Source organism: Halorubrum sp. LN27 (assembly GCF_016635065.1).
Taxonomy (GTDB): domain Archaea; phylum Halobacteriota; class Halobacteria; order Halobacteriales; family Haloferacaceae; genus Halorubrum; species Halorubrum salipaludis.
The window spans coordinates 2,892,306-2,918,220 of sequence record NZ_JAEPET010000001.1 but is presented as its reverse complement, the minus strand read 5'-3'; the positions used below and the strand labels follow the sequence as shown (position 1 = coordinate 2,918,220).

The window sequence follows — 25,915 nt, the reverse complement described above, 5'->3', positions numbered from 1 at the left end:
CTCCGGGAGGGCGGCGTACCGGCCCCTCCGCGTCGCTACCCGCCGGATCAGTCGGTCGACGCCTCGTTCGCGTCGCCCCTTCGCGACTCGGCCTCGATCTCGACCGCGCTCGGCCCGCCCTCCTCGCCGGGGACGGCCTCCCGGAGCGCCCCGGCGTCGACGGCGGGCAGCCGGTCGCGGAGCCGCCCCGCGACGGTCCGGGCCTCCGCGATCTCGACCTCGGCGACCGCCCGGACGAGCGCGGCCGCGCGCTCCGCCCGGTCCCGGCGCCACGACTCCTCGCGCGACTGGTACGTGCGGATGGCGCGGAGGAACTCCCCCTCCGAAAACTCCGGCCAGTACGGTGCACAGAAGTAGACGGCCGCCTCGTTGCCGTTGGCGTGCCAGGGGAGGAAGTTCGAGGTGCGCTCGTCGCCGCCGGTCCGCACGATGAGGTCGACGTCGCGGACCGGGCGGTCGTACAGCCGGTCCTCGACCGTCTCGACGTCGACGTCGTCGGGGTCGAGGTCGCCCGCGTCGACGTCGCGCGCGATCGTCCGGGCGGCGTCGAGCAGCTCGGTCCGGCCGCCGTACGCCAGTGCGACGTTCAGCGTGAACCGGTCGTTGTCGGCGGTGCGGCGCTCCGCGTAGTCGACCGCGTCGCGCACGCGCTCGGGGAGGCGGTCGACGTCGCCGATCGCGCGAACGCGGACCCCCTGCTCGTGGACGCGGTCGGCGTCGGCGAACTCCCGGAGCTTGGCCTCAAGCAGGTCGAAGAGGGGCGCTAACTCCTCGTCCGGTCGCTCGAAGTTCTCGGTCGAGAAGGCGTACAGCGTCAGTTCCGCGACGCCGAGGTCCGCGCACCAGTCGAGCACCCGCTCGGTGGTGGCGGCGCCGGCGCGGTGGCCGTCGGGGGCGTCGCCGCCGCGTTCGCGGGCGTACCGCCGGTTCCCGTCCTGGATGATCGCGACGTGCGTCGGCACGTCCCCGATCTGTCGGCGGAGGTGGCGGCGGTACGCGCGCTCGACGAGCTCGCGGAGGCGGTCCAACATACGGGTCGACCGAGTCGACCGAGCGGTATGTACTTTTACCCTCCGGCCGGTCAGATCACGGCCGATGAACGCCGCCTACGTCTTCGCTGTCGCGTTCCGGCTCGATCCGGACGCGGCGGCGGTCGACCCCGACCGGTTCGAGACGACGCTGGAGATCCCCGCGAGCGAGCCCGGGGCGGCGGGCTGGCTGTTCTTCCGCGATCGCCTCTGGCGCGGCGAGATCGGCGACGAGCCGTCGTTTCGGCGGCTGGCGGCGGAGCGGCTCGGCCTCGCGGACGCCGCGAGCGCCGAGGTCGTCGCCGCCGACTTCCGCGAGCTCCGGACCGACCGCGACCACCTCGACGCGCTGAAACGCGAGGTCGCCGCGGACCTCGACCGGTTCAACGCCGACTCCGTCGACGAGGTCCTGCACAAGTACCTCGGGTCGTCGATCCACGTGCGGGAGTGAGTCGAGAGCGGACCACAGGCCCCCACAACGCACTTATCACCCGGCCGCTTACGGACGGCCCCATGGTCGCCGACTACGACTTCCACCTGTTCGACCTCGACGGGACGCTCGTCGACGCGGAGTGGTCGTACACCCGCGGCGTCTTCGACCGCGTCGGCGACCGGCTCGGTCGTCCCTTCTCGGACCGGGAGGCGTACGTCCTCTGGCACGGGCTCGGCGGCCCCCGCGGCGACACCCTCCGCGAGCTCGGGGTCGACCCCGAGGCGTTCTGGCCGGCGTTCCACGCCGAGGAGGACCCGATCGCCCGCGCGGAGGCGACGTACCTCCACGACGACGCCGCCCGCCTGCTCGACAGCGTCGACGACGCCGGCGGGCCGACGGGGCTCGTCACCCACTGCCAGCAGTTCCTCGCGGAGCCGGTGCTCGACCGGCTCGACCTCGACGGCCGGTTCGACGCGGTCGTCTGCTGTACCGACGAGACGGGCTGGAAGCCGGACCCGGACCCCATCGAGCTGGCGATGGCGGACCTCGGCGTCGACCCCCGGACCGACCGCGGCTACTACGCCGGCGACGGCGAGAGCGACGTGGGCGCCGCGTGGAACGCGGGGCTCGACGCGGTCCACGTCGAGCGCGTGGGCCACGAGGACCGCGGCCGGTGCGTGCTGGGCGACCGGCGCGTCAGCCGGCTCGACGAACTGGTCGGACCGACGTGAGGGCGCCGCGGTCGCCCGCGACCGAAACGGTCGTGAGGCGGCGGGTGGAACCGAGCCCATGACGAAGTGGCTCCACAGCGGCCGCCGCCGCGACCTGTGCGCGCTGCTGTACGAGGCCGGCGAGCTGCGGGCGCAGTCGCTGAAGAGCCGGCTCGAATCGCACTACGACGAGCGGATCGATCCGGGCTCCTTCTACGCGACGCTGACCTCCCTCGTGGAGTCGGGGTTCCTCGACCGGCGGACCGAGGGGATCGCCGACGTGTACGCCCTCACCGACGCGGGCGAGCGCGCGCTCCTCGACCACTACGACTGGCTCTCGGCGAAGGTCGGAGACGGAGACGGCGAGGGAGACGGGGATACTCTCGGCAACGGCATCAGCGACGACGACAGTGACGACGACAGCGACGACGGCGCCGGCGATGACGGCCCCGATCTCAAGGATTAACAAGATCGGTGCGTTCAGTTAATATATGACGGTCGTCAGCGTCTCGATGCCGGAGGAGTTGCTGGATCGAATCGACGGGTTCGCGGACGAACACGGCTACACCGGGCGCAGCGAGGTCGTCCGCGAGGCCTCGCGAAACCTCCTCGGAGAGTTCGAGGACGCGACGTTGGAGGACCGCGACCTGATGGCGGTGGTGACCGTGCTCTTCGACTACGAGACCACGAGCGTCGAGGAGCGGATGATGCGGCTCCGCCACGAGAACGAGGGGCTCGTCGCCTCCAACGTCCACAGCCACGTCGGCTCGCGGTACTGCATGGAGCTGTTCGTGCTCGAGGGGCGGTTGGAAGACATCTCGACGTTCGTCGGGAAGATCCGCGCGACGAAGGACACGCTCACGGTCGACTACAGCGTGACGCCGGTCGACGAGTTCGGCGCCGACGCCGACCCCGCGGCGGCGGACGGTCACGACCACGGTCACGGTCACGACTACTGATCAGGGGGACCGAAGTGGCCGTCCGTTTTCAACCTCCTCCGCCATCCGTCTCCGCGTCCGCGAGCACGCCGACGAACGGCACCGCGAACCCGACGGCGTAGCCGGCGAGGTGCGCGAACACGTTGCTTCCGAACGGGACGAGCACCAGCGATCCGATCACGCCGGCGGCCGCGACGCTCGCGCCCGTGACGTACAGGAGCTCTCGCTCCGGAGACAGGCCGAGCCCCGTCACCCGCGGGCGGCCGGTCGCGAGGGACAGCCCGGCCGCGGCGACGACCGCGCCGACCGCGAACAGCGATCCCACGGCCGGCAGCGGCGGGAAGTAGCCGACGCCGCTCGGCGCGAGGTGCGCGAGCGCGAGCGACGCGAAGACGGCGACGACCGACCACCGCGGGTCGATGTCGGCGGGCGACCCGCGTCGAGTTTGGTTCCGGTTGCCGCCCCGGTCCTGGTCCCCGCCCCGGTCTCGGTCGCCGTTCCGCTCCCGGTCGCCGTCTCGCTCCCACTCCGCCGCGAGCGCCGCGAACCAGACGACCACGAGGTAGCCGAGGAGCGCGCTGTTCACGTCGGAGAAGCCGGCGGTCGGCGCGTCGGTCATCCCGCCGAGCGCGACGACGGTCGCCCACGCGGAGACGAGCGGGACGACCGCGAGGTAGACCGCGACCGAGCCGAGGAGCCGCCGGCGCCAGCCGGCGACGACCGAGAGGGGATACGCGACCGCGACGAGCAGCCAGTAGTTGACGACGTTGTCGGCGAGGTGGACCGGGTCGGCGTGGACAAAGCTCGACGCGAACGCGGTCCACAGCGACCACCGGTTCTCGAGCACCCCCTCGGTCGCCAGCGAGAACCGCCACGCCTCGACGCCGGGGAGGAGGCTCACGCCGACGAGCAGCGCCGGCAGCGGGAGCGTCACGAGCGCCAGATCCGCGGCTGGCCGCGACCGAACCGCGGCGAGGACCGACGCGAGCAGCCCGCGAAGGGTGGGGGGCTTGGCGGAGCCGCCGTGGCGACTCGCCGGATCCCGGTCGCGGTTTGTCGGATCCCGGTCGCGGCTCGCCGATTCTCGAACGCGTTCGCCCGGACCGCCGTCTCCCGACATGTCGCCCACCTACGGCGTCGCCGGGCGGACGCTCTCCAGCGCCGCCGCGAAGTCGTCGGCGGTGACGCCGACCTCGTCGGCGTGGTCGTTGGCCGCCGCGCCGTGTTCCTCGGCGACGCGCTCGATGGCGATCAGGGCGGCCTCCCGGCACAGCGACGCGATCTCCGCGCCGGAGTACCCCTCGGTCTCGTCGGCGAGGTGCTCGAGGTCGACGCCCTCGAGGAGGGGCTTCTCGCGGGTGTGAACGTCCAGGATCTTCCGGCGCGCGTCGCGGTCCGGCTCGGGGACCTCGATGTGCGTCTCTAACCGTCCGGGCCGGAGCAGCGCGGGGTCGAGCGACTTCCGGCGGTTCGTCGCCGCGAGCACGACGAGGTTCGGGTTGTCGCTCGCGCGGTCCAGCTCCGTCAGGAGCTGGGAGACCACGCGCTCGCCGACCCCGGAGCCGTCGCCGCCCGCGCCGTCGCGGTCGGCCGCGATCGCGTCGATCTCGTCGAAGAAGACGATCGCTGGCGCCGCCTGCCGGGCGCGGTCGAAGAGGTCGCGGACCGCCTTCTCCGACTCGCCGACGTAGCGGTCGAGCAGCTCCGGACCGGCCACCTGGATGAAGTTCACGCCGCTCTCGCCCGCGATCGCGCGGGCGAGCAGGGTCTTCCCGGTGCCGGGCGGGCCGTGGAGCAGGACCCCCGTCGGCGGGTCGGCGTCGGCGGCCTCGAAGAGGGGGCCGTACGTCAGCGGCCACGTCACCGCGCGCTCCAGCTTCTCCTTCGCCTCGGGGAGCCCGCCCACGTCCGCGAAGTCGGTGGTCGGCTGTTCAGCGACGTACTCGCGCATCGCGCTCGGCTCGACGCTCGCGTGGGCCGCCTCGAAGTCGGCCTTCCCGACGGTCACGTCGTCGAGGGCCTCGGCATCCGACTCGCGGGCGCGCCGCAGCGCGGTCATCGCCGCCTCCTGCGTGAGCCCCTCGATGTCGGCGCCGACGAAGCCGTGGGTCCGCGCCGCGATCCGGTCGAGGTCCACGTCGTCCGCGAGCGGCATCCGCCGCGTGTGCACGTCGAGGATCTGCCGGCGGCCGGCCTCGCCGGGGACGCCGATCTCGATCTCGCGGTCGAACCGGCCGCCCCGCCGGAGCGCGGGATCGAGGGTGTCGACGCGGTTTGTCGCGCCGATGACGATCACGTCGCCGCGGGCGTCGAGCCCGTCCATCAGCGAGAGCAGCTGGCCGACGACGCGGTTCTCCACGTCGCCGCCGTCGTCCCGTTTCCCCGCGATCGAGTCAATCTCGTCGAAGAAGATGATCGCCGGGGCGTCCTCGCTCGCGCGCTCGAACACCTCCCGCAGGCGCTCCTCCGACTCGCCCTTGTACTTCGACATGATCTCCGGGCCGTCGACGGTGATGAACGTCGCGTCGACCTCGTTGGCGACGGCGCGGGCGATCAGCGTCTTCCCGGTGCCCGGCGGGCCGTGGAGCAGGACGCCCTTCGGCGGATCGATCCCGAGCCGGGTGAACACGCCGGGCTCCGAGAGAGGGAGCTCGATCGTCTCGCGCACCAGCTCCAGCTCCTCGTCGAGCCCGCCGATGTCCTCGTACGTCGCGCCCGCGGTGTGCTCGGCCGGGGGCTCGGCGGCGTCGCCGGCGGGTCGGGCGTCGGTTCCGGGGGCGTCGGTTCCGGGGGTGTCAGGGGTGTCGGCGCTCCCGGTTCCGGGAGATCGGTCCGCGGGGGAGCCGGTTCCGGCCCGGGCTCCGGACGTGGATTGGCGATCCTGTCCGCCGCTCACGCTCCCCCGAGATCCGCCCTCGTCCCCGTACCGCACCGACACGTCGGTCCGGTTCGTGACGCGCACCGTGCCCGCCGGGTCGGTCTCGGCGACGACGAACCGGATCCCGCCGAGCCGCTCGACGTGGACCGCCTCGCCCTCGGTGACGGGTCGGTCGCGGAGGTCGCGGGCGAGCGCGCGCTCGACCACCTCGCGGCTCACGTCGACGTCGGCGAGCTCCGCGGGCGCGGCGAGGATGACCCGGTCGGCGTCCCCGACGTCGACGGCGGCGACGGTGACGGTGTCGCCGACCTTCACGCCGGCGTTCGCGCGGGTGTCGGCGTCGATGAGGACGGAGCCCTCTTGGGCGTCCGCGCCGCCGGGCCACACCTTCGCGACGGCGGTGCGCTCGCCGCGGATCTCGACGGTGTCGCCGCTGAGGAGGCCGAGTCGCTTCCGGGAGGGTTCGGGGAGCCGAGCGATGCCCCGGCCCGCGTCCCGCTTCTCGGCGGCACGCACCGTGAGCCGGAGGCCGTCGGTGTCGTTCATACGCTCCGTTCCGGCGGCTGACCCTTTATCCTTGCCCGGCGGGCCTCCGCTGACGCCGAACGTGCCCGCCCCGCCGCCGACCGCAACCCCCTTACCCCGCCCGGACCCGTCGTTCGGTATGCAACCGACAGGGCACCTGCGCGGCGACGCGGTCCGCGTCGGCGGCGACGCCCGCCAGCGGTTCCACGACTCCGGCGGCTACGGCCGCCCGCTCGAGGGGAACGAGATCGCCCTCTCGCGGGTCGAGGCCGCCCACCTGCTGTTCCGCGGCGACCTCTCGGGGATCGCGCTCGACGACGGCGGGAGCCGCGGCGGCGACGGGAACGGCGACGGGGGAGGCGAAGTCGGCTTCGAGCGCTTCTTCGTCGAGTGCGCGGCCGCGGCCGACCGCTTCGCGGTGCGCTACCTCGTGTACGCCGACCTGCGCGACCGCGGCTTCTACCTCTCGCCGGCCCGCGAGCCGTGGCCCGGCGGCGACGTCGACGCCCCGGACGCGGTGGATTTCATCGCCTACGAGCGCGGCTCGACCCCCGACACGGGGAACGTGAAGTACCCCGTGCAGGTCGTCGGCGAGCGCGAGTCGCTGTCGGCGGCGGGGCTCGCCGGGCGCACCCTCGCGGTCGTCGACGAGGAGTCCGACATCACGTATTTCGCGGCGACCGAGGGGGCGATCGCGGGCGCGACAGACTACGAGCCCCCGGACCGCCTGACGGGCGTCCTCCTCGCCGACCGCGTCGTCGTCTGGGACGCCCCCGAGGGACTGTACGACTCCGGCTTCTACGGCCAGCCCCTCACCGGCCGCGCCGCGGCGATCGAGGGCGCGGTCCAGCTCTCCTTAGTCGAGGCGGCGTCGCTCGCGGCAGACGGCGTGCTGTCGCTGTCGGCGTCGGTGGACGCGGCGGACGGGAAGAGCGGCGAAGCGGCCGGCACGGGAACCCCGGAGGCGGACGGCCCCGCGGCCGCGATCGTCGCCCGCGGCCGCGACGTGGAGGGCGAGCGCTTCGACCGCCGGCTCGCCGTGTACAGGCGCCTCCGCGGGGCCAACGCGGTTCCGAAGACCGGCTTCAAGTTCGGCGCCGACTTCCGGACGTACCTCGACGTGGAGACGGTCGAGGACCTCCCCCACTCCGAACACCTCGTGCGCGTCGTCGAGGGCGACCACCGCTTCTCGCCGCGCGAGCTCTCGCTCGACGTGCGGCTCGCGGGCGGCGTGCGCAAGGAGATGGTGTTCGCGCTGACGACCGTGGACGGAGACGGCCGAAGCGACGAGGTCGCGGAGCCCGCCGAGGACGACCCGGTCCCCGACGCCGACGTGGAGTGGCTCTCGATCGGGCGGCTGACGCCGTGACTTCCGCGTCGGAATGAGCGGAACCCTTTTTTGACGCCTCGCCGTCCCCGCGTCTATGCCATTGCCCTCCGCGTCCGAGCCCGAGCCGAGCGCCTACGACATCTCCACGGTCGACCTCAGCGACGACCGCTACGAGGTGAAGCAGTCGGCGATCCGGAACAAGTACACCGTCCGCGACGGCGCCGGGAACGTCGTCCTGCGCGGGAAACAGAAGATGTTCAAGCTGAAAGAGGAGTTCCCGTTCGTCGACGGCGACGGCGAGGACGCGTTCTCAGTGAAGGCCGGCGGCATCATGGACGTCGCGGGCAACTACGCCATCACCGACGCGGGCACCGGCGAGGAGGTCGTCGTGTTAGACGAGGACTACTCGCTGTTCGTCGAGAACTGGACGGTCCGCGACCCCGAGACGGGGGAGGCGCTGGCGACCATCCGGTCGAAGAACAAGCTCCTCTCGGCGCTCCGGCACCTCGTCGGCGCCGCGAATCTCTTCCCGAACAAGTACGAGATTTTCGACGCCGACGGCGGGCACGTCGGCGACATCGAGGGGCAGTTCTCGCTGCGAGACACCTACACCGTCACCGTCGACGACGCGAGCGACGTGCCGAAGGAGGCGGTGATCGCCGCCGCGTGCGTCCTCGACGCGCTGGAGAACAAGTAGCGAATTTTGCGGCACTCCGCTGGAGAGGGGCGCCGCCTACTCGCCGCCGAGCTTCGTCTCGCCGACCGCGTCGTGGCCCTCGATCAGTTCGGTCCCGCCCATGTACGGGCGCAGCGCCTCCGGCACGGTGACGGTGCCGTCGTCGTTCTGGTAATACTCCAGGATCGCGACGACGATCCGCGGGACCGCGAGCCCCGACCCGTTCAGGGTGTGGAGGAACTCGGCGGACTCGTGGTGCTCCTCGCGGAAGCGGATGCCGGCTCTGCGCGCCTGGAAGTCTTCGAAGTTCGAGACCGAGGAGACCTCCAGCCAGCGGCCGCCCTGCTCGGGGCCCTCGTCCATGTCGTCGGCGGGGGCCCACACCTCGATGTCGTACTTCTTCGCCTGCGTGAACCCGAGGTCGCCGGTGCACATCTCGAGGATGCGGTAGGGTAACTCGAGGCGACGCAGCACCTCCTCGGCCTCGTCGACGAGCCCCTCGAAGCGCTCGTCGCTCTCCTCGGGCCGGACGAAGTTCACCATCTCCACCTTGTTGAACTGGTGGACGCGGACGATCCCGCGGGTCTCGGTGCCGTGCTCGCCCGCCTCCTGCCGGAAGTTCGGCGTGTACGCCTGGTACTTGAGCGGGAGGTCCTCGCCCAGCAGGATCTCGTCGCGGTGGAGGTTCGTGACGGGCACCTCCGCGGTCGGGAGCAGCCAGAGGTCGTCGTCGTCGTACTCGTCCTCATTGGTCCCCTCGACGCGGTAGGCGTCCTCGGTGAACTTCGGGAGCTGGCCGGTGCCGCGCATCGACGCGGAGTTGACCGGGATCGGCGGGAACACGTCCTCGTATCCCTGCTCTCGGTGCACGTCGAGCATGAACTGGATCAGCGCGTGCTCCAGCCGGGCGCCGTCGCCCTTCGCGACGTAGAAGCCGCCGCCGGCGACCTTCGCGCCACGCTCGAAGTCGAGGATCTCAAGGTCCTCGCCCAGGTCGTAGTGCGGCTCCACGTCGGTCGGGAGATCGCGGAGGTCGTCGAACCCCTCGCGGCGCCGCTCGACGTTCTCCGACTCGTCTTCGCCGATCGGCACCGACTCCTGCGGGATCTGGGGGAGCTCGAGCAGCGACGCCTCCAGTTCGGCCTCCAGCTCGTCGGCGCGCTCCTCGATATCCTGGAGCTCCGCTTTGAGCTCCTGCGAGCGCTCGATCGCCTCCTGGGCCGCCTCCTCGTCGCCGGCCTGTTTGAGGTCGCCGATCTTCGAGGAGACCTCGTTGCGCTCGTGGCGCAGGTCGTCGCCGCGGCTCTTCAGATCCCGCCACTCCTCGTCGACGTCGAGTATCCGGTCTAAGTCCACGTCGACGCCCTTGTTGGCGAGCGCCTCGCGGACGACCTCGGGGTTCTCCCGGACGAACTGTCGAGACAGCATTTACCGGAGGTTCCGCCGGCCGCCCCAAAACCGTATCGGAGCGTCGGTAGCGGTTCGCACGGGGAACGCAATCTCAGGGGAGGATCGCGGAGCTCGCGAACAGCGCGAGCAGCGCGAGGCCGGCGACGACGACGCCCATCACGCGCATCATGAGGATCCGCGTCCCGCTCGGCTCGATCGTCTGCGTCGATCCGTCGGGCGAGCGGGTCTGCCAGCTCGTCATCCGTCGGGGGAACGCGGCCATCGCCAGCGCGCCCGCGGCGACGAGGAGGGGGACGGCGACGAAGAACAGCCGGAAGGGTGCGGGGAACATGTGGGGTCGTGCATCGCACGGCTCAACAAATGTTACGGTGGCGAGCGGCGCGGCCGAGCCCGCGGCGGTCGAGTCGGTCGTCTTCCCGTCAGTACCCGCCCGGCAGCGCCATGCCGATCGCGAGCGCGACCAGCGGCACCGCGGCGACGACCGCGTACCACAGCCCGGCGGCCACGAAGAGGAGCCACGTCCCCGGGCCGTACCCGGTCGGGTCCCAGTCGACGCCGAGCCGAGGGAGCCCGAGCACGGCGAGCGCCGGAGCGACGAGCCCGACGAGGACCCCGCCGAACAGCGCGGTGTCGAGGAACCCCTCGCTCCACCCCGGCCCCGCCGAGTCGACGAGCCAGACCGTGGCGACCAGGCCGACGAGGTACGGGACGGAGAGCGCGAGCGAGACGCCGACGTACGAGGACACGAGCCGACCCGCGGGCGGGAGCGCGCGGAACAGCGCCCGGAACCGCGCCGCGATCAGGAAGGGGGTCCAGAGGATCGCGGCGACGACGCCGGGGAGCGCGAACAGGACGACCGTCCAGAGCCACGCGGCGATCGTGCCGACGAACGCCGGGACCGCGAGGGGAGAGGGAGTCGACGAGAGGGCGAGAGGGACCCATGACATGAGCGACCGACTCGCCGGAACCGGCAAACGTCTTGTGGTGGCGCGGGCGCTCGGCGCGGAACGGAGCCGCTCAAAGGCGGTCGCCGGTCCGAGGCCGGGCTCCGTGGTGAGCTCGTCACCCCGTACGCGTTTCCTCGGCGCCGGCGTCGAGCCGACGCTTGAGGAGGTACGCCGCCCCGCCGAGTCCGGTCGCCGCCCCGCCGATCCCGAATCCGGGGACGCTCTCGCTTGTGGCCTCCGGGCTCCCGTCCGCGTCCGAGGCGGCGGCCTCGCCACCCTCGGCGTCGCTGCTCTCCGCGACGTTCCCCTCGTCGCTGCCGTCGCCGAGCGACGCTCGCGAGTTCCCGTGGTGCCCGAGGGTCTCCGACTCGCCCCGCGAACCCGCGCTCGACCCGTCGACGCCGGCGGCGACCGCGTAGAGGTTGAAGTCGTATCCGCCGACGAAGACGGTGCCGTCGACGACCGTCGGCGACGACTGAATCGGGTCCGCGGTCTCGAAGGCCCATCCTCGCTCGCCCGTCTCCGCGTCCACCGCGTGGAGGCTACCGTCGTTGCTCCCGACGAAGACGGTCCCGCCGGCCACCGTCGGCGAGGACGCGACCTCGTCGTCGGTCGCATAGGCCCACCGCCGCTCTCCGGACTCCGCGTCCACCGCGTAGAGGGCGCCGTCGTCGCTCCCGACGAAGACGACGCCGTCGGCGACCGTCGGCGACGAGTCGACCCGTCCGCCGGTTTCGAAGGTCCACTCCGGTTCGCCCGTCTCTGCCCCCACCGCGTGGAGGCTGCCGTCGTGGCTCCCGACGAAGACGGTGTCTCCGGCCACCGTCGGCGAGGACGGGACCTCGTCGCCGGTCTCATAGGTCCACGCCGGTTCGCCCTCCTCCGCGTCCACCGCGTAGATGTTTCCGTCGTTGCTTCCGACGAAGACGGTCCCGTCGGCGACCGCCGGAGAGGAGAACACGAGGTCGCCGGTCTCGTGGGCCCACCGTCGCTCGCCCGTCTCGCTGTCGATCGCGTAGAGGTTTCCGTCGTTGTTCCCGACGAAGACGGTCCCGTCGGCGACCGTCGGCGACGACTGAACCGGCTCGTCGGTCTCGTGGGCCCACCGTCGCTCGCCCGTCTCGGCGTCGATCGCGTAGAGGCTGCCGTCGGCGCTTCCGGCGAAGACGGTGCCGTCGGCGACCGCCGGCGACGACCACACCTGATTCCCCGTTTCGAAGCGCCACTCCTGCTCGCCCGTGTCTGCGCTTATCGCGTAGAGAACGCCGTCCCAAGCCCCCACGAAGACGGACCCGCCAGTCACCGTCGGCGACGAGAACACCACGCCGCCGGTCTCGAAGGTCCACCGTCGTTCGCCGGGATCGGCGGCGACCGTGGCGGGGGTACCTGCACCGAGCACGCCGACTGCGGCGACCGTACTGACCGCGTGGAGGACTCGGCGACGACTCGCCTGGGGGCTACCCTGCGGGGTATTTCCCATACGCAGACGTGGCGCTCGATTGATAAATACCTGCGGAGCGAGTCGTCGACGCTCGTCGCTCGGGTGGTACGATCGTCCGCGTCCGCCGACCGCACGATGTTCGACCGCTCCGGTGCGTCGAGACTGATCCGGTGCGTCGAGACTGATCCGGCTCGAGGGCGATCCCCGGCCGGAACCACACGGTTTAAGCGGCGCGCCGCGAGCGCGTACCCATGCTCATCACGGGTGCGGAGCTGGCCGACGGGCGGGTCCGCGACGTTCGGGTCCGGGGCGGGACGGTCGACGCGGTGGAACCGACGAACGCGGGACTCGACGCCGACGCGGGGGAGCGCGTCGTCGACGCGCGGGGGCGCCACCTCCTCCCCGGCGCCGTCGACGTCCACGTCCACTTCCGCGAGCCGGGCGCGAGCCACAAGGAGACGTGGACCTCCGGATCGCGGGGCGCGGCCGCGGGCGGGGTCACCACCGTCGTCGACCAGCCGAACACCTCGCCGCCGACCGTCGACGGCGACGCCTTCGACGAGAAGGCCGCCCTCGCCGCGCCGTCGTTCGTCGACTACGGGATCAACGGCGGCGTCACCGGCGACTGGGACCCGGAGAGCCTCTTCGAGCGCCCCCTGTTCGCGCTCGGCGAGGTGTTCCTCGCGGACTCGACCGGCGACATGGGGATCGCACTGGACCTGTTCGAGGACGCGCTCGCCGAGGCGGCCGCCCGCGACGTGCCGGTCACGGTCCACGCCGAGGACGAGACCCTGTTCGACGAGGGCGCGCTCGACGGCGACCTCGGCGGGGTCGGCACCGCCGCGACCGCCGACGCCTGGTCCGCCTACCGGACCGCCGAGGCGGAGGCCGCGGCGGTCGAGCGCGCGCTCGACGCCGGCGCTGAGAGCGACGCGCAGGTGCACATCGCCCACACGTCGACGCCCGAGGGGATCGACGTGGTCGCGGAGGCGCGGGCGGACGCGACCGGGGACGCGCCACCCACCTGCGAGGTGACGCCGCACCACCTCTTCCTCTCGCGCGAGGACGCGGGGCGGCTCGGGACCTTCGGGCGCATGAACCCGCCCCTGAGGTCCGAAAAGCGCCGTGCGGCCGTCTTCGAGCGGCTCCGCGACGGCGACGTCGACGTGGTTGCCACTGACCACGCGCCCCACACGGTCGCGGAGAAGCGACAGGGACTCACCGACGCGCCGAGCGGCGTGCCCGGTGTGGAGACCCTCTACCCGCTCCTCTTGGAGTCAGTCCGGAAGGGGAACCTCTCCTTGGAGCGCGTCCGCGACGTGGTCGCCGCCAACCCCGCGTCGATCTTCGGGATCGAGGGGAAGGGCCGGATCGAGCCCGGCGCCGACGCGGACCTCGTGGTCGTCGACCTGACGAACCCCCGCGAGATCGAGGCCGGCGCGCTCCACGGCGCGGCCGGCTGGACCCCCTTCGAGGGGCTGCTCGGCGTGTTCCCGGAGCTGACGACCGTCCGCGGCGAGGTCGTCTACGAGCGCGACCCGGTCACCGGCGCGGAGTCGTTCGGCGAGCCGGTCGGCCGGAACGTGCGGGAGGCGTAGCGGAGGCGGGCGTGGGATCGGCGGATCGGCGCCGTCGGAACCCTATTACACGCACTATTCGGTTCTGAACGGGCGGTCGCCTGGGAGTGCTTCTCGATCGATAGCGGGAGTGAGTCTCGCACGATGGTGGGGGTGGTCGTTTATAAGTCGGATTGGGATGTTGCTGGCGGGTGTTTATAAGTAATCGACGGATCTAGGGTGAGGGTCTGAAAACCCCAGTTGCTCGTTTATAAACGGCCTCCTAGAGATCGACGGTGAAGACCCGCAAAGCCCAGCCGTGAGGACTCGATGGGCTCGCTGCGGTCCTCAGTCGCTCACTCCGTTCGCTCTTGTGGTCCTTGCGTCGCCCGTCTTCGTCCTCACGGCTGCCCCTTTGAGTCCCACCCCGCAACCGCAGACCGCAGCCTCACGCCTCCCCAACCTCGTCGGCCGGCGCTTATAAGCGCCGGCCGACTCCCTCGCGCGTGCTGCTCGGCCGCAGGGCGGCCTCGCAGGCACGCGCCAACCGCATCGTTCTTTATAAACGATTTTCGCCGTCGCTCACAATCGTTTATATATCGTATTTCGCCACTATCTTGCGAGACTCACTCCCGTCGTCGATCGAGGCGCAGGCTTCGGTCTGTTAGCCGGTTCGGGCGGATTCCGCCAAACCCGATAAAGCCGATAGAAACGACGCCTCTCGACGTGCTCTCACCTCGCCCCGCTACGCTCCCCGTCGGCCGCGGCGCGCCAGCGCTCCGCTGGCGAGAACCACCGAGAGGAGCGCGACCGCCGGCCCGAACCCGGGCGCCCCGTCCACCGGGACCGGCCCGTCGCCCTCGACCGCCACCGTCGTCGACGCCTCGTCGGTCGGGCCGACGGCGCTCACCGTCACCTCTCCGGCTCCGCTAACTGTGATTTCTTGCTCGATCGTCGCCTCTTCCCCGGCGTCCAGCCGCACCGGGACGGTGGCGACCGTCTCGCCGCCGACCCGGAACTCGATCTCGCCGCCGGCGGGGACGGTCGCGTCGTTGCCGACGGTCGCGGTCGCGACGACGGACTCGCCGGCGTCGACCCGGCTGCTGTCGACCGAGACCCCGCGGACGCTCGGGCGGGCGGGCTCGGAGACGGCCACGGTCAGGCGCTCGCTCCCGATCCGGACCTCGTGCTCGCCCGGCTCGTCGAAGCGGTGTTCGAAGCGCTCGACCGTCTCCTCCCCGCCGTCGAGCGACCCCGACCGGTTCGCGACCGGCTCGCCGTCAACCGACAGCGTCAGGTCGTAGCTCCCGGCCGCGCCGCCCGTGTTGGACGCGACGACGGAGAGCGCCAGCGACTCGCCGCCGACCAGCTCGACGGGGTCGCGGGCGACGGTCCGGTTCCGGTACTCGCCGGTCGCCCGCACGCCGTCGTCCGCGAGCGCGTAGCCGACCTGCGCGGGCGTCTCGCCGAACGCCGCCGCGTGGGCGTCCCGGTCCCACGTCTCCGCTGTCGTCTCCGTGGTCGTCAGGCGCTCCGCGTCGGCGCGGACCTCGGTCGCGGTCGCGTCGTCCGCGCCCTCGGCGGCCGCCGCCTCGACTGCGTCGAGGATATCCTCGTTGGTGATCGGTCCGTCGGCCTCGTTCAGCTCGCGGAGGACCGTCGCCAGCGACGCGGCGCCGTCGGTCTCGGCGCGGAGCCGGCGGTCGATCTCGCCGGCGACGAGCGCACCCTTCGTGTAGTCGGCGTTCCCCTCCCACGTGTTCGGGTCGGCGAGGACTGACGAGGCGTCGGGCTCGCGCTCGCCGCGCGCCAACGTGGCCTCGAACTCGTCGAAGTCGGCGGCGCCGCGCTGGAGCGCGAACAGCGCGGCGTAGTGGGTCGCGCTCGCCTCCGTGATCCACCGCCCGCTCGACTCCGTGCGATACGCCTGTCGGGTGTGGACGTACTCGTGGGTCCAGACGTCCGCGGCCGTGCCCGCGGGCTCCTCGTCGCGGACCCACAGGTCCGCCTCGCCGGTCTGGAGCCCGCGGACCGCCCACGATACCTCGCCCGTGGGCGCGGCGATCGCGACCACCTCCGCGTCGCGGGCGCCGACCTGCAGCGCGGTCGACGCGTCCGCGAAGACGCCGAACACCTCGTCGGGCGTCGCGACCAGCTCCGCCGCGTCGGGGACGATCAGCCGGTACCGCTGGCCCGCGGCCTCGCGGACGTGCTCCTCGTGCGGCCCCAGGAACGCCATCGACCGGGAGGCGACGCCCTCGCCCGCGACGACCGTCTCCCGGTCGAGCCGGACCTGTCCCTCGTACTCGCCGGTGTACGACCACGCCGCGCCGACGCGGGGCGTCCGGACGAGCGCCCACTCGCCGGCGTCGACGAAGCGGTAGGTGCCGTCGACCGCGAGGGGCCCCTCCCCCTCGACCGTGTCGTTCGCTTCGGTCGCGTAGGTGAGCGAGGGGTCCGCGGTCTCGCCGTCCCACTCCCAGACGGAGCCCTCGCTCCCGTCGTCGTCGGCCGGCTCGAACCCGTCGGCCTCGACCGCGCCGCCGTCGGCGACGCTGAGCAGGGTCACTTCGAGCTCGGTGACGCGGTCGGGGATCTCCGCCCGCGTCGTGACGCCGACCGTCCCGCGCTCGTCGGTCTGGGCGAGCTCGCTTCGCAGCCGGATCACGTCGCCGTCGTCGGTCTGTGCCACCGCCTCCGAACCGCCCGGAGACCGGTCCGAGAACGACTCGACCGCGGGGTTCGCGGCTTCCGTCGCGCCGGGAGCGCCCCCGACCACTGCCAGCGAGGCGATCAGGAGCGCGGCGACGGCACACGCGACGGCGGCGGTTCGAACGCCGGCGGACGACGCGGACCGACTCATGGGTACCGTACCGCACCCGCCGACCATAGGGCTGTTCGTGGGCGCGTTGACACGACGCGGTCGTCGGGCGGACCGGATCCGACCGGTCCGGTCGGGCGGGAGAGTAAGGGGGAGGGAGCGTGTGACAGGTCCCTCCGTGGGAGCCGTGTGGGGGCGGGGGTTTAGTTATGCGGTGCTTGAGGGGTCATTGCCACCCGTGTGTAACCGCCTCCCGTGCGGAACCGCCTCCCGAGCGATCCCGGACCTCAGATCGCGCGGATCCGCGTCGTCCAGAAGTCGCGGAAGGCGTCGTCGAGCGCCTCCCGCGGCTTTCCGGTCGCGTCGGAGCGGTCGGTGACGTCGGCGTACTCCCGCATTTCGCCGAGCACGCTGCGCTCGCCGACGACGATCGTCCGGTCGATCGGCGGGTCGGCGGGGGAGTCGTCCCCGTCCGCGTCCCGCTCTCCGAGGTCCGCCAGCGCCGCGGTCGCCTTCTTCAGGTGGTCGTCGATCTGGCCCTCGCGCCGGCGCTCGAACCGGCCCTGCGAGAAGCCCCCCTTCGAGTGGGCCTCCTTCACCTCGGAGGTGAACCCCTCGAAGTCGACCCGCTCGTCGCCCTCGTAGACGCCGAGCGCGAAGGTGTCCGACCGGACGAGCGCGAAGGCGAACCGACCCGTCGGGCGGAACCACGCGTCCTCGAGCCGGAACGCGTCGTCCCACCGGTCGAACGGCTCCGGCTCGATCGGAGGGGAAAGCGCCGCGCTCACCGCGCCGGTGTCGTCGGCGACGACCACCGCGGGCGCGGCCCGGCGGACGAGTCGGGTCCGGTCGCCGAACCACTCCGCGACGCTCGTCGGCACCGCGTCCTCGTCCGGGACGAAGGCGGTGAGGAGCCCCTCGGGGTCGTCGCTTTCGATCGCGCGAAAGCGTCCGAGCGCGTCGGCCACTCGGGGACCTCGGAGGTCGCTGACGCGGCGGAACTCGACCGACTCCTCCTCGCTTTCGGTCCGGTTCAGGCGCTCCTCCAGCGACTCGATCCGGTGTTCGAGTTCGTTGACGCGCTCCTCGGCGCGCTGGCGGTCGGCGACCGCGTCCGACCGACGCTCCTCCTCGGCCTCGGCGCGGCGTTCGAGGTGGCGCTTCTCCTCTTCCAGCTCCTCGATCCGCTCTTTCAGCTCGGCGCGCCCGAGCAGCCTGTCGATCATACCCGAACGGCGACCCCCGACGACCTAAAAGGTGCGTCTATGGGGACTTCCTAACGAAATTCGCTTATAAAAACCAGCGGTGGCGCGTGCCTCCGAGGCCGCCTCGCGGCCGAGGAGCACGCGCGAGGGAGTCGGCGGCGACCAACGGGAGCCGCCGACGAGGCTGGGGAGGTGTGTGGTGCGGTGCCGTGCTGTACGGGGCGGGACTCAAAGGGGCAGCCTTGCGGGCGGCGTAGGTGACGCAAGCACCGCAGGAACGAGCGAAGCGAGTGACGAGGAGCGCAGCGAGCGTACGCCGCCCGCAAGGCTGGGGCTTTGGAGGAGTTCGCCGTTGATCCACGGTCGAACACTTATAAACAACCGATAACGACGACGGAAACACTGGAAACGGGAGCGACCTCGTAGTACTACGCGTTCACGTGCGGCTCCCAGCCCTCCCACCGCAGCAGGGTCTCGGCGCGGTCGGCGTCCGCCAGCAACACGTTCCGCCGGTCGGGGAGCGTCTCGTCGGCGATCTCTTGCGGGATCGCGAGCGTGCCGCTCGGGACGTCGTCGTCGCCGCCGACCGGGATGTGGCCGCCGCCGACCTTCATCACGAGGGGGGCGTCGAGCCGCTCGACCCCCTCGCCGTCCGCGTACAGCTGCTCGTTGACGTGCTCGTGGTCCGCCCGCTGGATGACGGCGCGCTCGCCGTCGTGGGGTTCCACGTACAGTTCCCCCAGGTAGTAACCGCTCGAGAATCGCTCGAACATACTGTGCGTGGTAACCTCTGGCACGCCCAGACATAAGTGTTTCTCGCCCGTGATCGACCGTGATAATCGGGGGTGATCCGCGCCTCTCCCGGCCTTACTCCTCGTCTGACCGCCGCGCGACCTCGTCTGACCGCCGCGCGACCTCGTCTGACCGGCCTTACTCCTCGTCTGACCGCCGCGCGACCTCGTGGCGCCCGAATCCGTACCGCAGGCGGTTCGCGAGCCGCCGCGAGAAGCGTCCCTCGTTCCGGGAGTCGAACCGCTCGGCGAGCGCCTGATAGATGATGGGGACGGGAACCTCCTGTTCGAGCGCCTCCTGCACCGTCCACGTTCCCGTGGATCCGCCGGCGACGTGGTCCGCCACGTCGCCCAGGTCGGACCCCTCCTCGCGGAACGCCTCCTCGCAGAGCTCGAGGAGCCACGACCGGATCACGGCGCCGTTGTTCCACGTGCGCGCCACCGACTCCATGTCGAGGTCGTAGCGGCCGTCGGCGAGCAGTTCGAACCCCTCGCCGTACGCCTGCATCAGCGCGTACTCGACGCCGTTGTGGACCATCTTCACGTAGTGGCCCGACCCCGACTCGCCCATGCGGTCGTGGCCGTCCGGGCCGGTCGCCACCGCGTCGAAGACGGGCACCAATGCCTCGTAGGCCCACTCCGGGCCGCCGACCATCAACGAGAAGCCCGCCTCGGCGCTGGCGGGGCCGCCCGACGTGCCGCAGTCGAGGTACGCGGCGTCCGTCTCCTCGGCGCGCCGCACCGACGCCTGGAACTGCGAGTTCCCGCCGTCGACGACCACGTCGTCGGCGCCGAGGTGCGGCTCTAAGTCCGCGAGGGTGGCGTCGACCGCGTCGCCCGCGGGGACCATGAGCCAGATCCGCTTGCCGTCCCCCTCGCCCGCCCCGTCCAGCCGGTCGCAGAGGTCCGCGACCGAGTCCGCGGCGGTCGCGCCCGCCTCCGCCGCCTCCGCGGTCGCCTCCGCCGAGAGGTCGAACGCGACCACGTCGTGGCCCGCGTCGAGCGAGCGATTCACCACGATCTGCCCCATCCGCCCGAGTCCGATAACGCCGAGTTCCATGCGCGAGGGGTGGCGACCGGCCGCCGTAGTGGTTCCGGTTCGGGAGCCGCTGAAAGGTGCGCCCCGCGGCCCGGCGGCCCGGCGGCCCGGCGGCCCGGCGGCCCGGCGGCCCGGCGGCCCGGCGGCCCCGCGCCCCGCACCCCCGCACCCCGCGGTCCGATCCCCGGAACCGTTTTCGCGGCGCTCCGCGATCACGCCCCATGACACGCGTTAGCGAAGACGACCTCGACTGGACCGACACCGACCGCGGGGAGACGCGGTTCCGCCGGAAGCAGCTCGCGGCGGCCGCCGACGGCGACCGGATCGGGTGTAGCCTCTACGAGCTCCCGCCCGGCGCGAAGTCGTGGCCCTACCACTACCACACTGCCAACGAGGAGGCGATCTACGTGTTGTCCGGAAGCGCCACGCTTCGACACGACGGGAAACGGTTCCGGATCGAGGCCGGCGATTACGTCGCGTTCCCGGCGGGCGAGTCGGGCGCTCACCGCGTCGTCAACGAGGGCGACGAACCGGTCCGATATCTCGCACTGTCGACGATGACGGAGCCGGACGTGACGGTCTATCCCGACTCGGAGACGTTCGGCGTGTACGTCGGTTCCCCGCCCGGCGGCCGCGAAGAACGCTCGCTGTCGGGATACTACGAGATGGACGACGATGTCGACTACTGGGAGATGTAGCCGTCGGTAGGGGGCTCACGAGCCGTCGTCGCCCGCCTCCCGCGCCTCCTGCGCCTCCCGTGCCTGCCGCGCCTCCCGCGCCGGCCGCGCGAACGCCCGCCTTATAACTCGAAACGCATGAAGAGGTACGGAGAGGGGCCGACGGGTGCTATCTACATCCATGACCCGACTGACGCTGCGGCTCGACTTCCCGAGCGGCTCGTGGCTCGGCGACGTCTCCCGGGCCCACCCCGACGCGACGCTCCGCGCGACCGAGACGGTCGCCGCCGCGGAGGGCGAGGTGACCGCGCTCGGCGTCGGCGGAACCGACCGCGCGGCGACTGTGGAGTCGCTTCGCGAGCACGACCGCGTGAACCGGGTCGACGTCGTCGACCGGACCGGGCCGGCGACCCGGCTCCGCGTCGTCGCGCCCGCCCCGCCGCCGCACGTCGCGGCCGCTCGGGAAGTCGGGCTCCCGATCGAGGAGCCGGTCTCGGTGACGGAGGGACGCTCGATCGTCGATCTCGTCGGCGACCGCTCCCGTCTCACCGCCTTCAGCCGCCGGCTCACCGGCGAGGGCGTCACCGTGGGAATCGAGGCGAGCGACGCCGACGGGGAGCCCGTCCTCACCGACACCCAGCGCGGCCTCGTCCTCGACGCCGTCGCCGCCGGCTACTACGACACGCCGCGGGAGTGCACGCTCACGGAGCTCGCCGAGTCGTGCGACCTCGCGAAGTCGACATGCAGCGAGACTCTCCACCGCGCCGAGGGGCGGGTGTTGCGCCGGTTCGTGGACGGCGAGTTCGGCGCGAGGGATACCAGTGGGAATCCGATCGGCGAGAGATCCGATCCGAAGCACGAGGGCGACCCGGCGGAGTCCGCCGGGATCGCCGCCTCGGAATCGTAACGGCGCTCGGTCACCGAATCTGCGCGCGTTTTTGAACCGTCGTTCGGGAGCGAAAGCGCTACTCCCCGTCCAGCGCCTGCCACGAGAGCCGCGGGTTCCGCGCGGCGGCGACCTGGTCGATCCGGCCCGCGGCGGTGCGGTTCGGGGCCGCGTCGAGCGCCTCGTCCGAGTCGGCGTACGCGAGGTTGAACGCCTCCGCGAGGTCGTCGAGCGACGACCGCCCCTCGATCTCGGTCGGCTCGGTCAGCATCGCTTCGGGCACCATCTCCGGCCACTTCGTCGTCGGCGGGTGGACGCCGAAGTCAAGCATGCGCTTTGCCACGTCGGCCGCGTCGCGGTCGCCCGCGGTCGCCGCGAACTCGTGGTGGAAGGGGCCGTACGGCACGTCGAGCTCGAGCCGCTCCGCGAGGTAGTTCGCGTTGAGCACCGCCTTCGCGGCCGCGTCCGAGAGCCCCTCGTCGCCGAGCCGAGCGATGTAGGCGTACGTCTTGACGAGGACGAGCCAGTTGCCTCCGAAGCCGTGGACCTTCCCGATCGTCTCGTCGGGCTCGAAGGTCTCGTAGCCGTTCCCGCCCTCCCGCTCGCGGACCCGCGGAGCGGGGAGGAACTCGGCGAGCTCGTCGACGACGCCGACCGGTCCGGCGCCCGGTCCGCCGCCGCCGTGCGGGGTCGCGAACGTCTTGTGGACGTTGTAGTGCATCACGTCGAACCCCATGTCGCCGGGGCGGCCGCGGCCGAGCAGGGCGTTGAGGTTCGCGCCGTCGTAGTAGAGGAGCCCGCCCGCGTCGTGGACGATGTCGGCGATCTCGGTGATGTCACGCTCGAAGAGCCCGACCGTGTTCGGGTTCGTTAACATCAGGGCGGCGGTGTCGTCGCCGACCGCCGCCTCCAGCGCCTCGACGTCGACCCGCCCGTCCTCGCCGGACGGGAGTTCGACCACGTCGTAGCCCGCCATCGCCGCGGTCGCGAAGTTGGTCCCGTGCGCGGAGGCGGGGATCACGACCTCGGACCGGTCGTTCCCGTGGTGCTCGTGGTACGCCTTGGCGACCGCGATGCCGGTGAACTCGCCGGCGGCGCCCGCCGGCGGCTGGAGCGTGACCGCGTCCATCCCCCCGATCTCGCCGAGGAACTCCTGGAGCCGGTACTGCAGTTCGAGGTTCCCCTGCGCGGACCGCGCCGAGCGGTCCGGGTGGATCGCCGCGTTCGGGTCGGCGGCCACGTCCTCGGTGAACTTCGGGTTGTACTTCATCGTGCAGCTCCCGAGCGGGTACGGCCCCGAGTCGATCGCCCAGTTCATCTGCGAGAGGCGCGTGTAGTGGCGGGCGATCTCCGGCTCCGAGGGCGCGGGGAGGGTGAGCTCGTCGCGCGTCAGGTCGTCGGGAAGCGGGGACTCCTCGCGCACGTCGACGGTCGTCTCGTCCTTCTCGGAGAGCAGCGGCTCGTGGACGTCCTCAGCCTCGCGGGCGTAGTCGGCCTGGTCGTGGATCACTCAGATCACCTCCTCGAAGGCGGCGACGAGCCCGTCGGTCCGCCCTGCGTTCAGATCGGTCACGCACACCTGCAGCAGGTGTTCGCCGATCGCGTGGACCGCGAACCCTTCCGCCTCCAAGTCCTCGACGATCGCCGCCGCGGGCTGGTCGACGCGCACGGCGAACTCCCGGACGTGGTGGCGGTCGTGGACCGGCGCGGCCGCCCCCTTCAGGTCGTCGATACGGTCGGCGAGCGCGGCGGCCTCGCGGACGCAGTCGTTCGCGAGGTCGACGAGCCCGTCGGGGCCGAGCGTCGCGGCGTGGATCGCCGCGCGGAGCGCCACCCACGCCTGGTTCGTGCAGATGTTTGAGGTCGCCCGCTCCTTCCGGATGTGCTGTTCGCGCGTCTGGAGCGTGAGCGTGAACGCGCGGTCGCCCGCGGCGTCCTCGCCGGCGCCCACGAGCCGCCCCGGCACCTGCCGGAGGAAGTCGTCACTGCAGGCGAAGATGCCGAGCCCCATCCCGTAGGCCGTGGGGAGGCCGAGCGCGCCCGCCTCGCCGACGACCACGTCGGCGCCGACGCCCGCGGGCTCTTCGAGCACCGCCAGCGACACCAGGTCGGACCCCAGCGTGAACAGCGCGTCGGCGTCGGCCGCGACGTCGCCGATCGCTGCGAGCCGCTCCTCGATGCAGCCGCGGACGGTCGGGTTCTCGGCGTACACCATGACCACGTCGTCGCCCGCGCGGTCGGCGAGCGCGTCGACGTCGGCGTTCCCGTCGGCCATCGGGTACGACTCGACGGTCAGGTCGGCGCCCGCGCAGTAGTTCTCCAGCACGGCCCGTTTCCCCTCGCGGAGGTGCTCGGGGACGAGGACCGTGTCGCCCGAGGTCGACCGGACGCGGTCGGCCAGCGTCGCCGCCTCGCCGAGCGCGGTCGCGGCGTCGTACATCGAGCAGTTCGCGACCGGGAGCCCCGTCAGCTCCACGAGCATCGACTGGTACTCGAACAGCGCCTGGAGGAACCCCTGTGAGATCTCCGGCTGGTACTGGGTGTAGCTCGTGAGGAACTCCGCGCGGTCCGCGAGGTGGTCGACGACGCTCGGCACGTAGTGCCCGTAGTGGCCCCGCCCGAGGAACTCGGTCAGGTCGTCGTTGCGCGCGAAGATCCGCGAACACTCCGCGCGGATCTCCCGCTCCGAGCGCGGGTCGATCCCGAACTCGCCGTCGAAGGCGACCGGTTCGGGGATGTCGAACAGCGCCTCCTCGTCGTCGACGCCGATCGCCGAGAGCATCTCCGCCGTCTCGCTGTCGGTGTGGGGCGCGTAGGGCGTGCCGCCGGTCCCGCTCATCGGTCGGTTCCGTCCCGTCCGCAGTCGTTCGCTCGTCCGTTCACGGGTCGTCGGTCCAAGGGTGGCGTGGGGTCGAAGCGTGGCGTTGTCATGGTCGTGTGTCCGGTGGTTGTCTCCCCGGCGATTCCGGCTGCGTCGGGCGGTCCGGCGGCTACGCGATCTGGTCGTCGTACTCGTCCGGGTCGAGCAGTCCCTCGGCGTCGCCGCCCTCGGCGGGGGCGACCTCGAGCATCCACCCGTCGCCGTACGGGTCCTCGTTGACGAGCTCCGGGCGGTCGAACAGCTCCTCGTTGACCGCGACGACCTCGCCGGAGACCGGCGCGTACAGGTCCGAGACGGCCTTGATCGATTCGACGACGCCGAACGCCTCGCCGGCGGCGATCTCGTCGCCGACGTCGGGCAGCTCGACGAACACCACGTCGCCGAGCTCGTCCTGCGCGAAGTCCGAGACGCCGATCCGAACGGTGTCGCCGCCGGTCGTCGCCCACTCGTGCGATTCCAGGTACCGCCTGTCGTCGGGTACGTCGAAGCTCATTGGTCAGGGGTCGCCGCGGTCCGCCTCCGCCCCCGGCGCGCGAGCGCGCCGCCAGGACGGGATCCGCCCCGTCGACCGGCTACGGTCGGAATTCGGGGTCGGAACGCGGGCCGCGACACGTGTGCGTCACCCTTCTGACGACGAGGAAATAAAAGGTGTGTTCGCGGCGGTCCTCCGGCGGCTCACGTCCACCGGTCGAGCCCGGTCTGGACCTGCGACTCCGCGATGCGCTCGAACCCGCGCTCGACCTCGTCGGCCGCGACGCCCCACTCGTCAACGACGTACTCGCGTGCGGCGTCCACGTCGGGGTTGACCGCGGTGTCCACCTCCACGTCCGTCGCCGGCGGGTTCATGAACAGTTCGCGGATCGCCTCGGCGTTCGGGATCTCGGCGCCGCGGGCGTCGAGGACCCCCCACAGGTCGCCGTGCTCGCGGACCGCCTTCACCGCCGTCTTCGGGCCGATCCCGCGGACGCCCTCGTTGAAGTCGGTGCCGCAGAGCATCGCGGCGTCGACGAGCGCCTGCCGGTCGAAGCCGAGGTCGTCGAGCGTCACCGCCAGATCCATCAGCTCCGGGTCGCCCTTGCTCGTGAGCTGGCGGAGGGTGGTCGGCGCGCCGAACAGCAGGGTGTCGTAGTCCTCGCTGCCGGCGTGGTCGACCGTCCCGCTCGCCGCCATGTGCGCGCACTGCGCCTCCCCCTCCGCGGGCGCCTCGACGATCGGCACGTCGAGCAGTTCGAGCAGCTCTCGGGTCGTCTCCTGAATCGTGTCGGTGAGGCGCTGGGTGCGGGCCTCCAGCCGCGCGGCCTCGACCGCGTCGCCGCGCTCCTCGGCCGCCGCCCGTCGTTCCTCGGCTCGCTCGCGTTTCTCGCGGCGGTCGGCGACCTCGTCGGCCTTGAGCTCCGTGACCGCCCCGTCGAACACCATCACGGGGATCAGGTCGTGCTCGAAGAACTTCGGAAGTCCCTGGACGACCCCGATCAGGTTGGCGACCTCGACGCCGTCGGCGGTAGTGTACGCCTCGTCGCGCGTCCACTTCACCGTCGTCGTGAGGTACCGGTACAGCCAGTTGTGCGCGTCGACGGCGACGACGCTCCCCTCGATCTCCGCGAAGGCCACGTCGCGGATCGCCGCGAGGTCGCGTAGGTCCGCGTTTCCCATCACCGATCCGTCGTCGCCGCGGCTCTTAAATGATCGATTCGCCGGCGATCGACGGCGCTCAGCGGTGAACCCCGTGGTGAAACCCCGCGC

The 25,915-nt window shown here is 71.9% G+C and carries 24 protein-coding genes; 9 read left to right on the top strand and 15 right to left on the bottom strand.

Translation table 11 applies throughout. The features are described from left to right. Positions 1-47: 47 nt before the first annotated feature. A complete protein-coding gene (gene uppS, locus JIN95_RS14320; protein WP_095637267.1) occupies positions 48-1,031 on the bottom strand; it encodes a polyprenyl diphosphate synthase in 984 nt (327 codons plus the stop codon). A gap of 64 nt (positions 1,032-1,095) precedes the next feature. Between uppS and lwrS the strand changes: the two genes are divergently transcribed. The 4 genes from lwrS to JIN95_RS14300 all read left to right on the top strand — a co-directional run bounded on the left by lwrS (position 1,096) and on the right by JIN95_RS14300 (position 3,130). Then, on the top strand, positions 1,096-1,479 hold the full coding sequence (gene lwrS / locus JIN95_RS14315) for an LWR-salt protein (protein ID WP_095637268.1): 384 nt from the start codon (positions 1,096-1,098) through the stop codon (positions 1,477-1,479). A 62-nt stretch (positions 1,480-1,541) separates the two neighbouring features. Beyond that, complete coding sequence (locus tag JIN95_RS14310) at positions 1,542-2,192, top strand: HAD family hydrolase (RefSeq protein WP_200531905.1); 651 nt, start codon at positions 1,542-1,544, stop codon at positions 2,190-2,192. Between the two features lie 58 nt (positions 2,193-2,250). Then, positions 2,251-2,637 (top strand): PadR family transcriptional regulator, encoded by a 387-nt coding sequence (locus JIN95_RS14305; protein ID WP_200531904.1) that lies wholly within the window; start codon positions 2,251-2,253, stop codon positions 2,635-2,637. 25 nt (positions 2,638-2,662) lie between these two features. After that, positions 2,663-3,130 carry a CopG family ribbon-helix-helix protein gene (locus JIN95_RS14300; protein WP_200531903.1) on the top strand — a complete coding sequence of 156 codons (468 nt, stop codon included), beginning with the start codon at positions 2,663-2,665 and terminating at the stop codon, positions 3,128-3,130. Positions 3,131-3,158: 28 nt separating this feature from the next. On the opposite strand, the gene JIN95_RS14295 is transcribed toward JIN95_RS14300, so the two are convergent. Together JIN95_RS14295 and JIN95_RS14290 are read right to left on the bottom strand one after the other, a co-directional pair. Further along, the gene (locus JIN95_RS14295; protein ID WP_200531902.1) at positions 3,159-4,229 is read right to left on the bottom strand and encodes a rhomboid family intramembrane serine protease; all 1,071 of its coding nucleotides are present in this window, start codon (positions 4,227-4,229) and stop codon (positions 3,159-3,161) included. Positions 4,230-4,238: 9 nt separating this feature from the next. Next, a complete protein-coding gene (locus tag JIN95_RS14290; protein WP_200531901.1) occupies positions 4,239-6,533 on the bottom strand; it encodes an AAA family ATPase in 2,295 nt (764 codons plus the stop codon). Positions 6,534-6,651: 118 nt separating this feature from the next. Here JIN95_RS14290 and endA point away from each other — a divergent pair, with 118 nt between their 5' ends. Together endA and JIN95_RS14280 are read left to right on the top strand one after the other, a co-directional pair. Beyond that, positions 6,652-7,881 (top strand): tRNA-intron lyase, encoded by a 1,230-nt coding sequence (endA, locus tag JIN95_RS14285; RefSeq protein WP_200531900.1) that lies wholly within the window; start codon positions 6,652-6,654, stop codon positions 7,879-7,881. 55 nt (positions 7,882-7,936) lie between these two features. Next, positions 7,937-8,539 carry a hypothetical protein gene (locus tag JIN95_RS14280; protein WP_200531899.1) on the top strand — a complete coding sequence of 201 codons (603 nt, stop codon included), beginning with the start codon at positions 7,937-7,939 and terminating at the stop codon, positions 8,537-8,539. A gap of 36 nt (positions 8,540-8,575) precedes the next feature. Here the strand turns inward: JIN95_RS14280 and serS are convergent, their stop codons facing one another. From serS to JIN95_RS14260, 4 genes are all read right to left on the bottom strand, one after another. Continuing rightward, positions 8,576-9,946, bottom strand: a complete 1,371-nt coding sequence (gene serS, locus JIN95_RS14275) for a serine--tRNA ligase (protein ID WP_200531898.1) — start codon at positions 9,944-9,946, stop codon at positions 8,576-8,578. 73 nt (positions 9,947-10,019) lie between these two features. Then, a complete protein-coding gene (locus JIN95_RS14270; protein WP_200531897.1) occupies positions 10,020-10,259 on the bottom strand; it encodes a hypothetical protein in 240 nt (79 codons plus the stop codon). An 88-nt stretch (positions 10,260-10,347) separates the two neighbouring features. Continuing rightward, entirely contained in the window at positions 10,348-10,875 is a 528-nt protein-coding gene (locus JIN95_RS14265) for a hypothetical protein (RefSeq protein ID WP_200531896.1), read from the bottom strand. A gap of 115 nt (positions 10,876-10,990) precedes the next feature. Continuing rightward, positions 10,991-12,355: a PQQ-binding-like beta-propeller repeat protein gene (locus tag JIN95_RS14260; protein WP_234699214.1), complete on the bottom strand. Its 1,365-nt coding sequence runs from the start codon at positions 12,353-12,355 to the stop codon at positions 10,991-10,993. A gap of 212 nt (positions 12,356-12,567) precedes the next feature. Here JIN95_RS14260 and JIN95_RS14255 point away from each other — a divergent pair, with 212 nt between their 5' ends. After that, the gene (locus JIN95_RS14255) at positions 12,568-13,914 is read left to right on the top strand and encodes a dihydroorotase (RefSeq protein WP_200531895.1); all 1,347 of its coding nucleotides are present in this window, start codon (positions 12,568-12,570) and stop codon (positions 13,912-13,914) included. 703 nt (positions 13,915-14,617) lie between these two features. Here the strand turns inward: JIN95_RS14255 and JIN95_RS14250 are convergent. The 4 genes from JIN95_RS14250 to JIN95_RS14235 all read right to left on the bottom strand — a co-directional run bounded on the left by JIN95_RS14250 (position 14,618) and on the right by JIN95_RS14235 (position 19,749). Further along, complete coding sequence (locus JIN95_RS14250) at positions 14,618-16,735, bottom strand: hypothetical protein (protein WP_200531894.1); 2,118 nt, start codon at positions 16,733-16,735, stop codon at positions 14,618-14,620. Between the two features lie 245 nt (positions 16,736-16,980). Then, on the bottom strand, positions 16,981-17,919 hold the full coding sequence (locus tag JIN95_RS14245; RefSeq protein ID WP_200531893.1) for a Vms1/Ankzf1 family peptidyl-tRNA hydrolase: 939 nt from the start codon (positions 17,917-17,919) through the stop codon (positions 16,981-16,983). A gap of 407 nt (positions 17,920-18,326) precedes the next feature. Next, the gene (locus JIN95_RS14240) at positions 18,327-18,671 is read right to left on the bottom strand and encodes a DUF5802 family protein (RefSeq protein ID WP_200531892.1); all 345 of its coding nucleotides are present in this window, start codon (positions 18,669-18,671) and stop codon (positions 18,327-18,329) included. Between the two features lie 157 nt (positions 18,672-18,828). After that, positions 18,829-19,749, bottom strand: a complete 921-nt coding sequence (locus tag JIN95_RS14235) for a decarboxylating 6-phosphogluconate dehydrogenase (protein ID WP_200531891.1) — start codon at positions 19,747-19,749, stop codon at positions 18,829-18,831. Between the two features lie 200 nt (positions 19,750-19,949). On the opposite strand from JIN95_RS14235, the gene JIN95_RS14230 reads away from it, so the two are divergent. Both JIN95_RS14230 and JIN95_RS14225 read left to right on the top strand, forming a co-directional pair. Further along, complete coding sequence (locus JIN95_RS14230) at positions 19,950-20,426, top strand: cupin domain-containing protein (protein WP_200531890.1); 477 nt, start codon at positions 19,950-19,952, stop codon at positions 20,424-20,426. Between the two features lie 160 nt (positions 20,427-20,586). Then, complete coding sequence (locus JIN95_RS14225; protein ID WP_095637286.1) at positions 20,587-21,312, top strand: helix-turn-helix domain-containing protein; 726 nt, start codon at positions 20,587-20,589, stop codon at positions 21,310-21,312. A gap of 58 nt (positions 21,313-21,370) precedes the next feature. Here JIN95_RS14225 and gcvPB read toward each other — a convergent pair whose 3' ends face one another. From gcvPB to fen, 4 genes are all read right to left on the bottom strand, one after another. After that, positions 21,371-22,801 carry an aminomethyl-transferring glycine dehydrogenase subunit GcvPB gene (gene gcvPB / locus JIN95_RS14220; RefSeq protein WP_200531889.1) on the bottom strand — a complete coding sequence of 477 codons (1,431 nt, stop codon included), beginning with the start codon at positions 22,799-22,801 and terminating at the stop codon, positions 21,371-21,373. Next, complete coding sequence (gcvPA, locus tag JIN95_RS14215) at positions 22,802-24,130, bottom strand: aminomethyl-transferring glycine dehydrogenase subunit GcvPA (RefSeq protein ID WP_200531888.1); 1,329 nt, start codon at positions 24,128-24,130, stop codon at positions 22,802-22,804. Positions 24,131-24,281: 151 nt separating this feature from the next. After that, complete coding sequence (gene gcvH / locus JIN95_RS14210; protein WP_095637289.1) at positions 24,282-24,665, bottom strand: glycine cleavage system protein GcvH; 384 nt, start codon at positions 24,663-24,665, stop codon at positions 24,282-24,284. Between the two features lie 182 nt (positions 24,666-24,847). Continuing rightward, complete coding sequence (fen, locus tag JIN95_RS14205; RefSeq protein WP_200531887.1) at positions 24,848-25,825, bottom strand: flap endonuclease-1; 978 nt, start codon at positions 25,823-25,825, stop codon at positions 24,848-24,850. Between the last annotated feature and the right edge of the window lie 90 nt (positions 25,826-25,915).

Excerpts from the sequence above, each read along its gene's own strand:
- gcvH (WP_095637289.1), bottom strand. The coding sequence starts at position 24,665 with ATGAGCTTCGACGTACCCGACGACAGGCGGTACCTGGAATCGCACGAG.
- gcvPA (WP_200531888.1), bottom strand. The coding sequence starts at position 24,130 with ATGAGCGGGACCGGCGGCACGCCCTACGCGCCCCACACCGACAGCGAG.
- JIN95_RS14300 (WP_200531903.1), top strand. The coding sequence starts at position 2,663 with ATGACGGTCGTCAGCGTCTCGATGCCGGAGGAGTTGCTGGATCGAATC.
- JIN95_RS14240 (WP_200531892.1), bottom strand. The coding sequence starts at position 18,671 with ATGTTCGAGCGATTCTCGAGCGGTTACTACCTGGGGGAACTGTACGTG.
- serS (WP_200531898.1), bottom strand. The coding sequence starts at position 9,946 with ATGCTGTCTCGACAGTTCGTCCGGGAGAACCCCGAGGTCGTCCGCGAG.
- JIN95_RS14265 (WP_200531896.1), bottom strand. The coding sequence starts at position 10,875 with ATGTCATGGGTCCCTCTCGCCCTCTCGTCGACTCCCTCTCCCCTCGCG.
- JIN95_RS14290 (WP_200531901.1), bottom strand. The coding sequence starts at position 6,533 with ATGAACGACACCGACGGCCTCCGGCTCACGGTGCGTGCCGCCGAGAAG.
- JIN95_RS14270 (WP_200531897.1), bottom strand. The coding sequence starts at position 10,259 with ATGTTCCCCGCACCCTTCCGGCTGTTCTTCGTCGCCGTCCCCCTCCTC.
- JIN95_RS14245 (WP_200531893.1), bottom strand. The coding sequence starts at position 17,919 with ATGATCGACAGGCTGCTCGGGCGCGCCGAGCTGAAAGAGCGGATCGAG.
- JIN95_RS14305 (WP_200531904.1), top strand. The coding sequence starts at position 2,251 with ATGACGAAGTGGCTCCACAGCGGCCGCCGCCGCGACCTGTGCGCGCTG.
- JIN95_RS14250 (WP_200531894.1), bottom strand. The coding sequence starts at position 16,735 with ATGAGTCGGTCCGCGTCGTCCGCCGGCGTTCGAACCGCCGCCGTCGCG.
- JIN95_RS14280 (WP_200531899.1), top strand. The coding sequence starts at position 7,937 with ATGCCATTGCCCTCCGCGTCCGAGCCCGAGCCGAGCGCCTACGACATC.
- JIN95_RS14230 (WP_200531890.1), top strand. The coding sequence starts at position 19,950 with ATGACACGCGTTAGCGAAGACGACCTCGACTGGACCGACACCGACCGC.
- JIN95_RS14295 (WP_200531902.1), bottom strand. The coding sequence starts at position 4,229 with ATGTCGGGAGACGGCGGTCCGGGCGAACGCGTTCGAGAATCGGCGAGC.
- JIN95_RS14255 (WP_200531895.1), top strand. The coding sequence starts at position 12,568 with ATGCTCATCACGGGTGCGGAGCTGGCCGACGGGCGGGTCCGCGACGTT.
- JIN95_RS14260 (WP_234699214.1), bottom strand. The coding sequence starts at position 12,355 with ATGGGAAATACCCCGCAGGGTAGCCCCCAGGCGAGTCGTCGCCGAGTC.
- JIN95_RS14310 (WP_200531905.1), top strand. The coding sequence starts at position 1,542 with ATGGTCGCCGACTACGACTTCCACCTGTTCGACCTCGACGGGACGCTC.
- JIN95_RS14235 (WP_200531891.1), bottom strand. The coding sequence starts at position 19,749 with ATGGAACTCGGCGTTATCGGACTCGGGCGGATGGGGCAGATCGTGGTG.
- uppS (WP_095637267.1), bottom strand. The coding sequence starts at position 1,031 with ATGTTGGACCGCCTCCGCGAGCTCGTCGAGCGCGCGTACCGCCGCCAC.
- fen (WP_200531887.1), bottom strand. The coding sequence starts at position 25,825 with ATGGGAAACGCGGACCTACGCGACCTCGCGGCGATCCGCGACGTGGCC.
- lwrS (WP_095637268.1), top strand. The coding sequence starts at position 1,096 with ATGAACGCCGCCTACGTCTTCGCTGTCGCGTTCCGGCTCGATCCGGAC.
- endA (WP_200531900.1), top strand. The coding sequence starts at position 6,652 with ATGCAACCGACAGGGCACCTGCGCGGCGACGCGGTCCGCGTCGGCGGC.
- JIN95_RS14225 (WP_095637286.1), top strand. The coding sequence starts at position 20,587 with ATGACCCGACTGACGCTGCGGCTCGACTTCCCGAGCGGCTCGTGGCTC.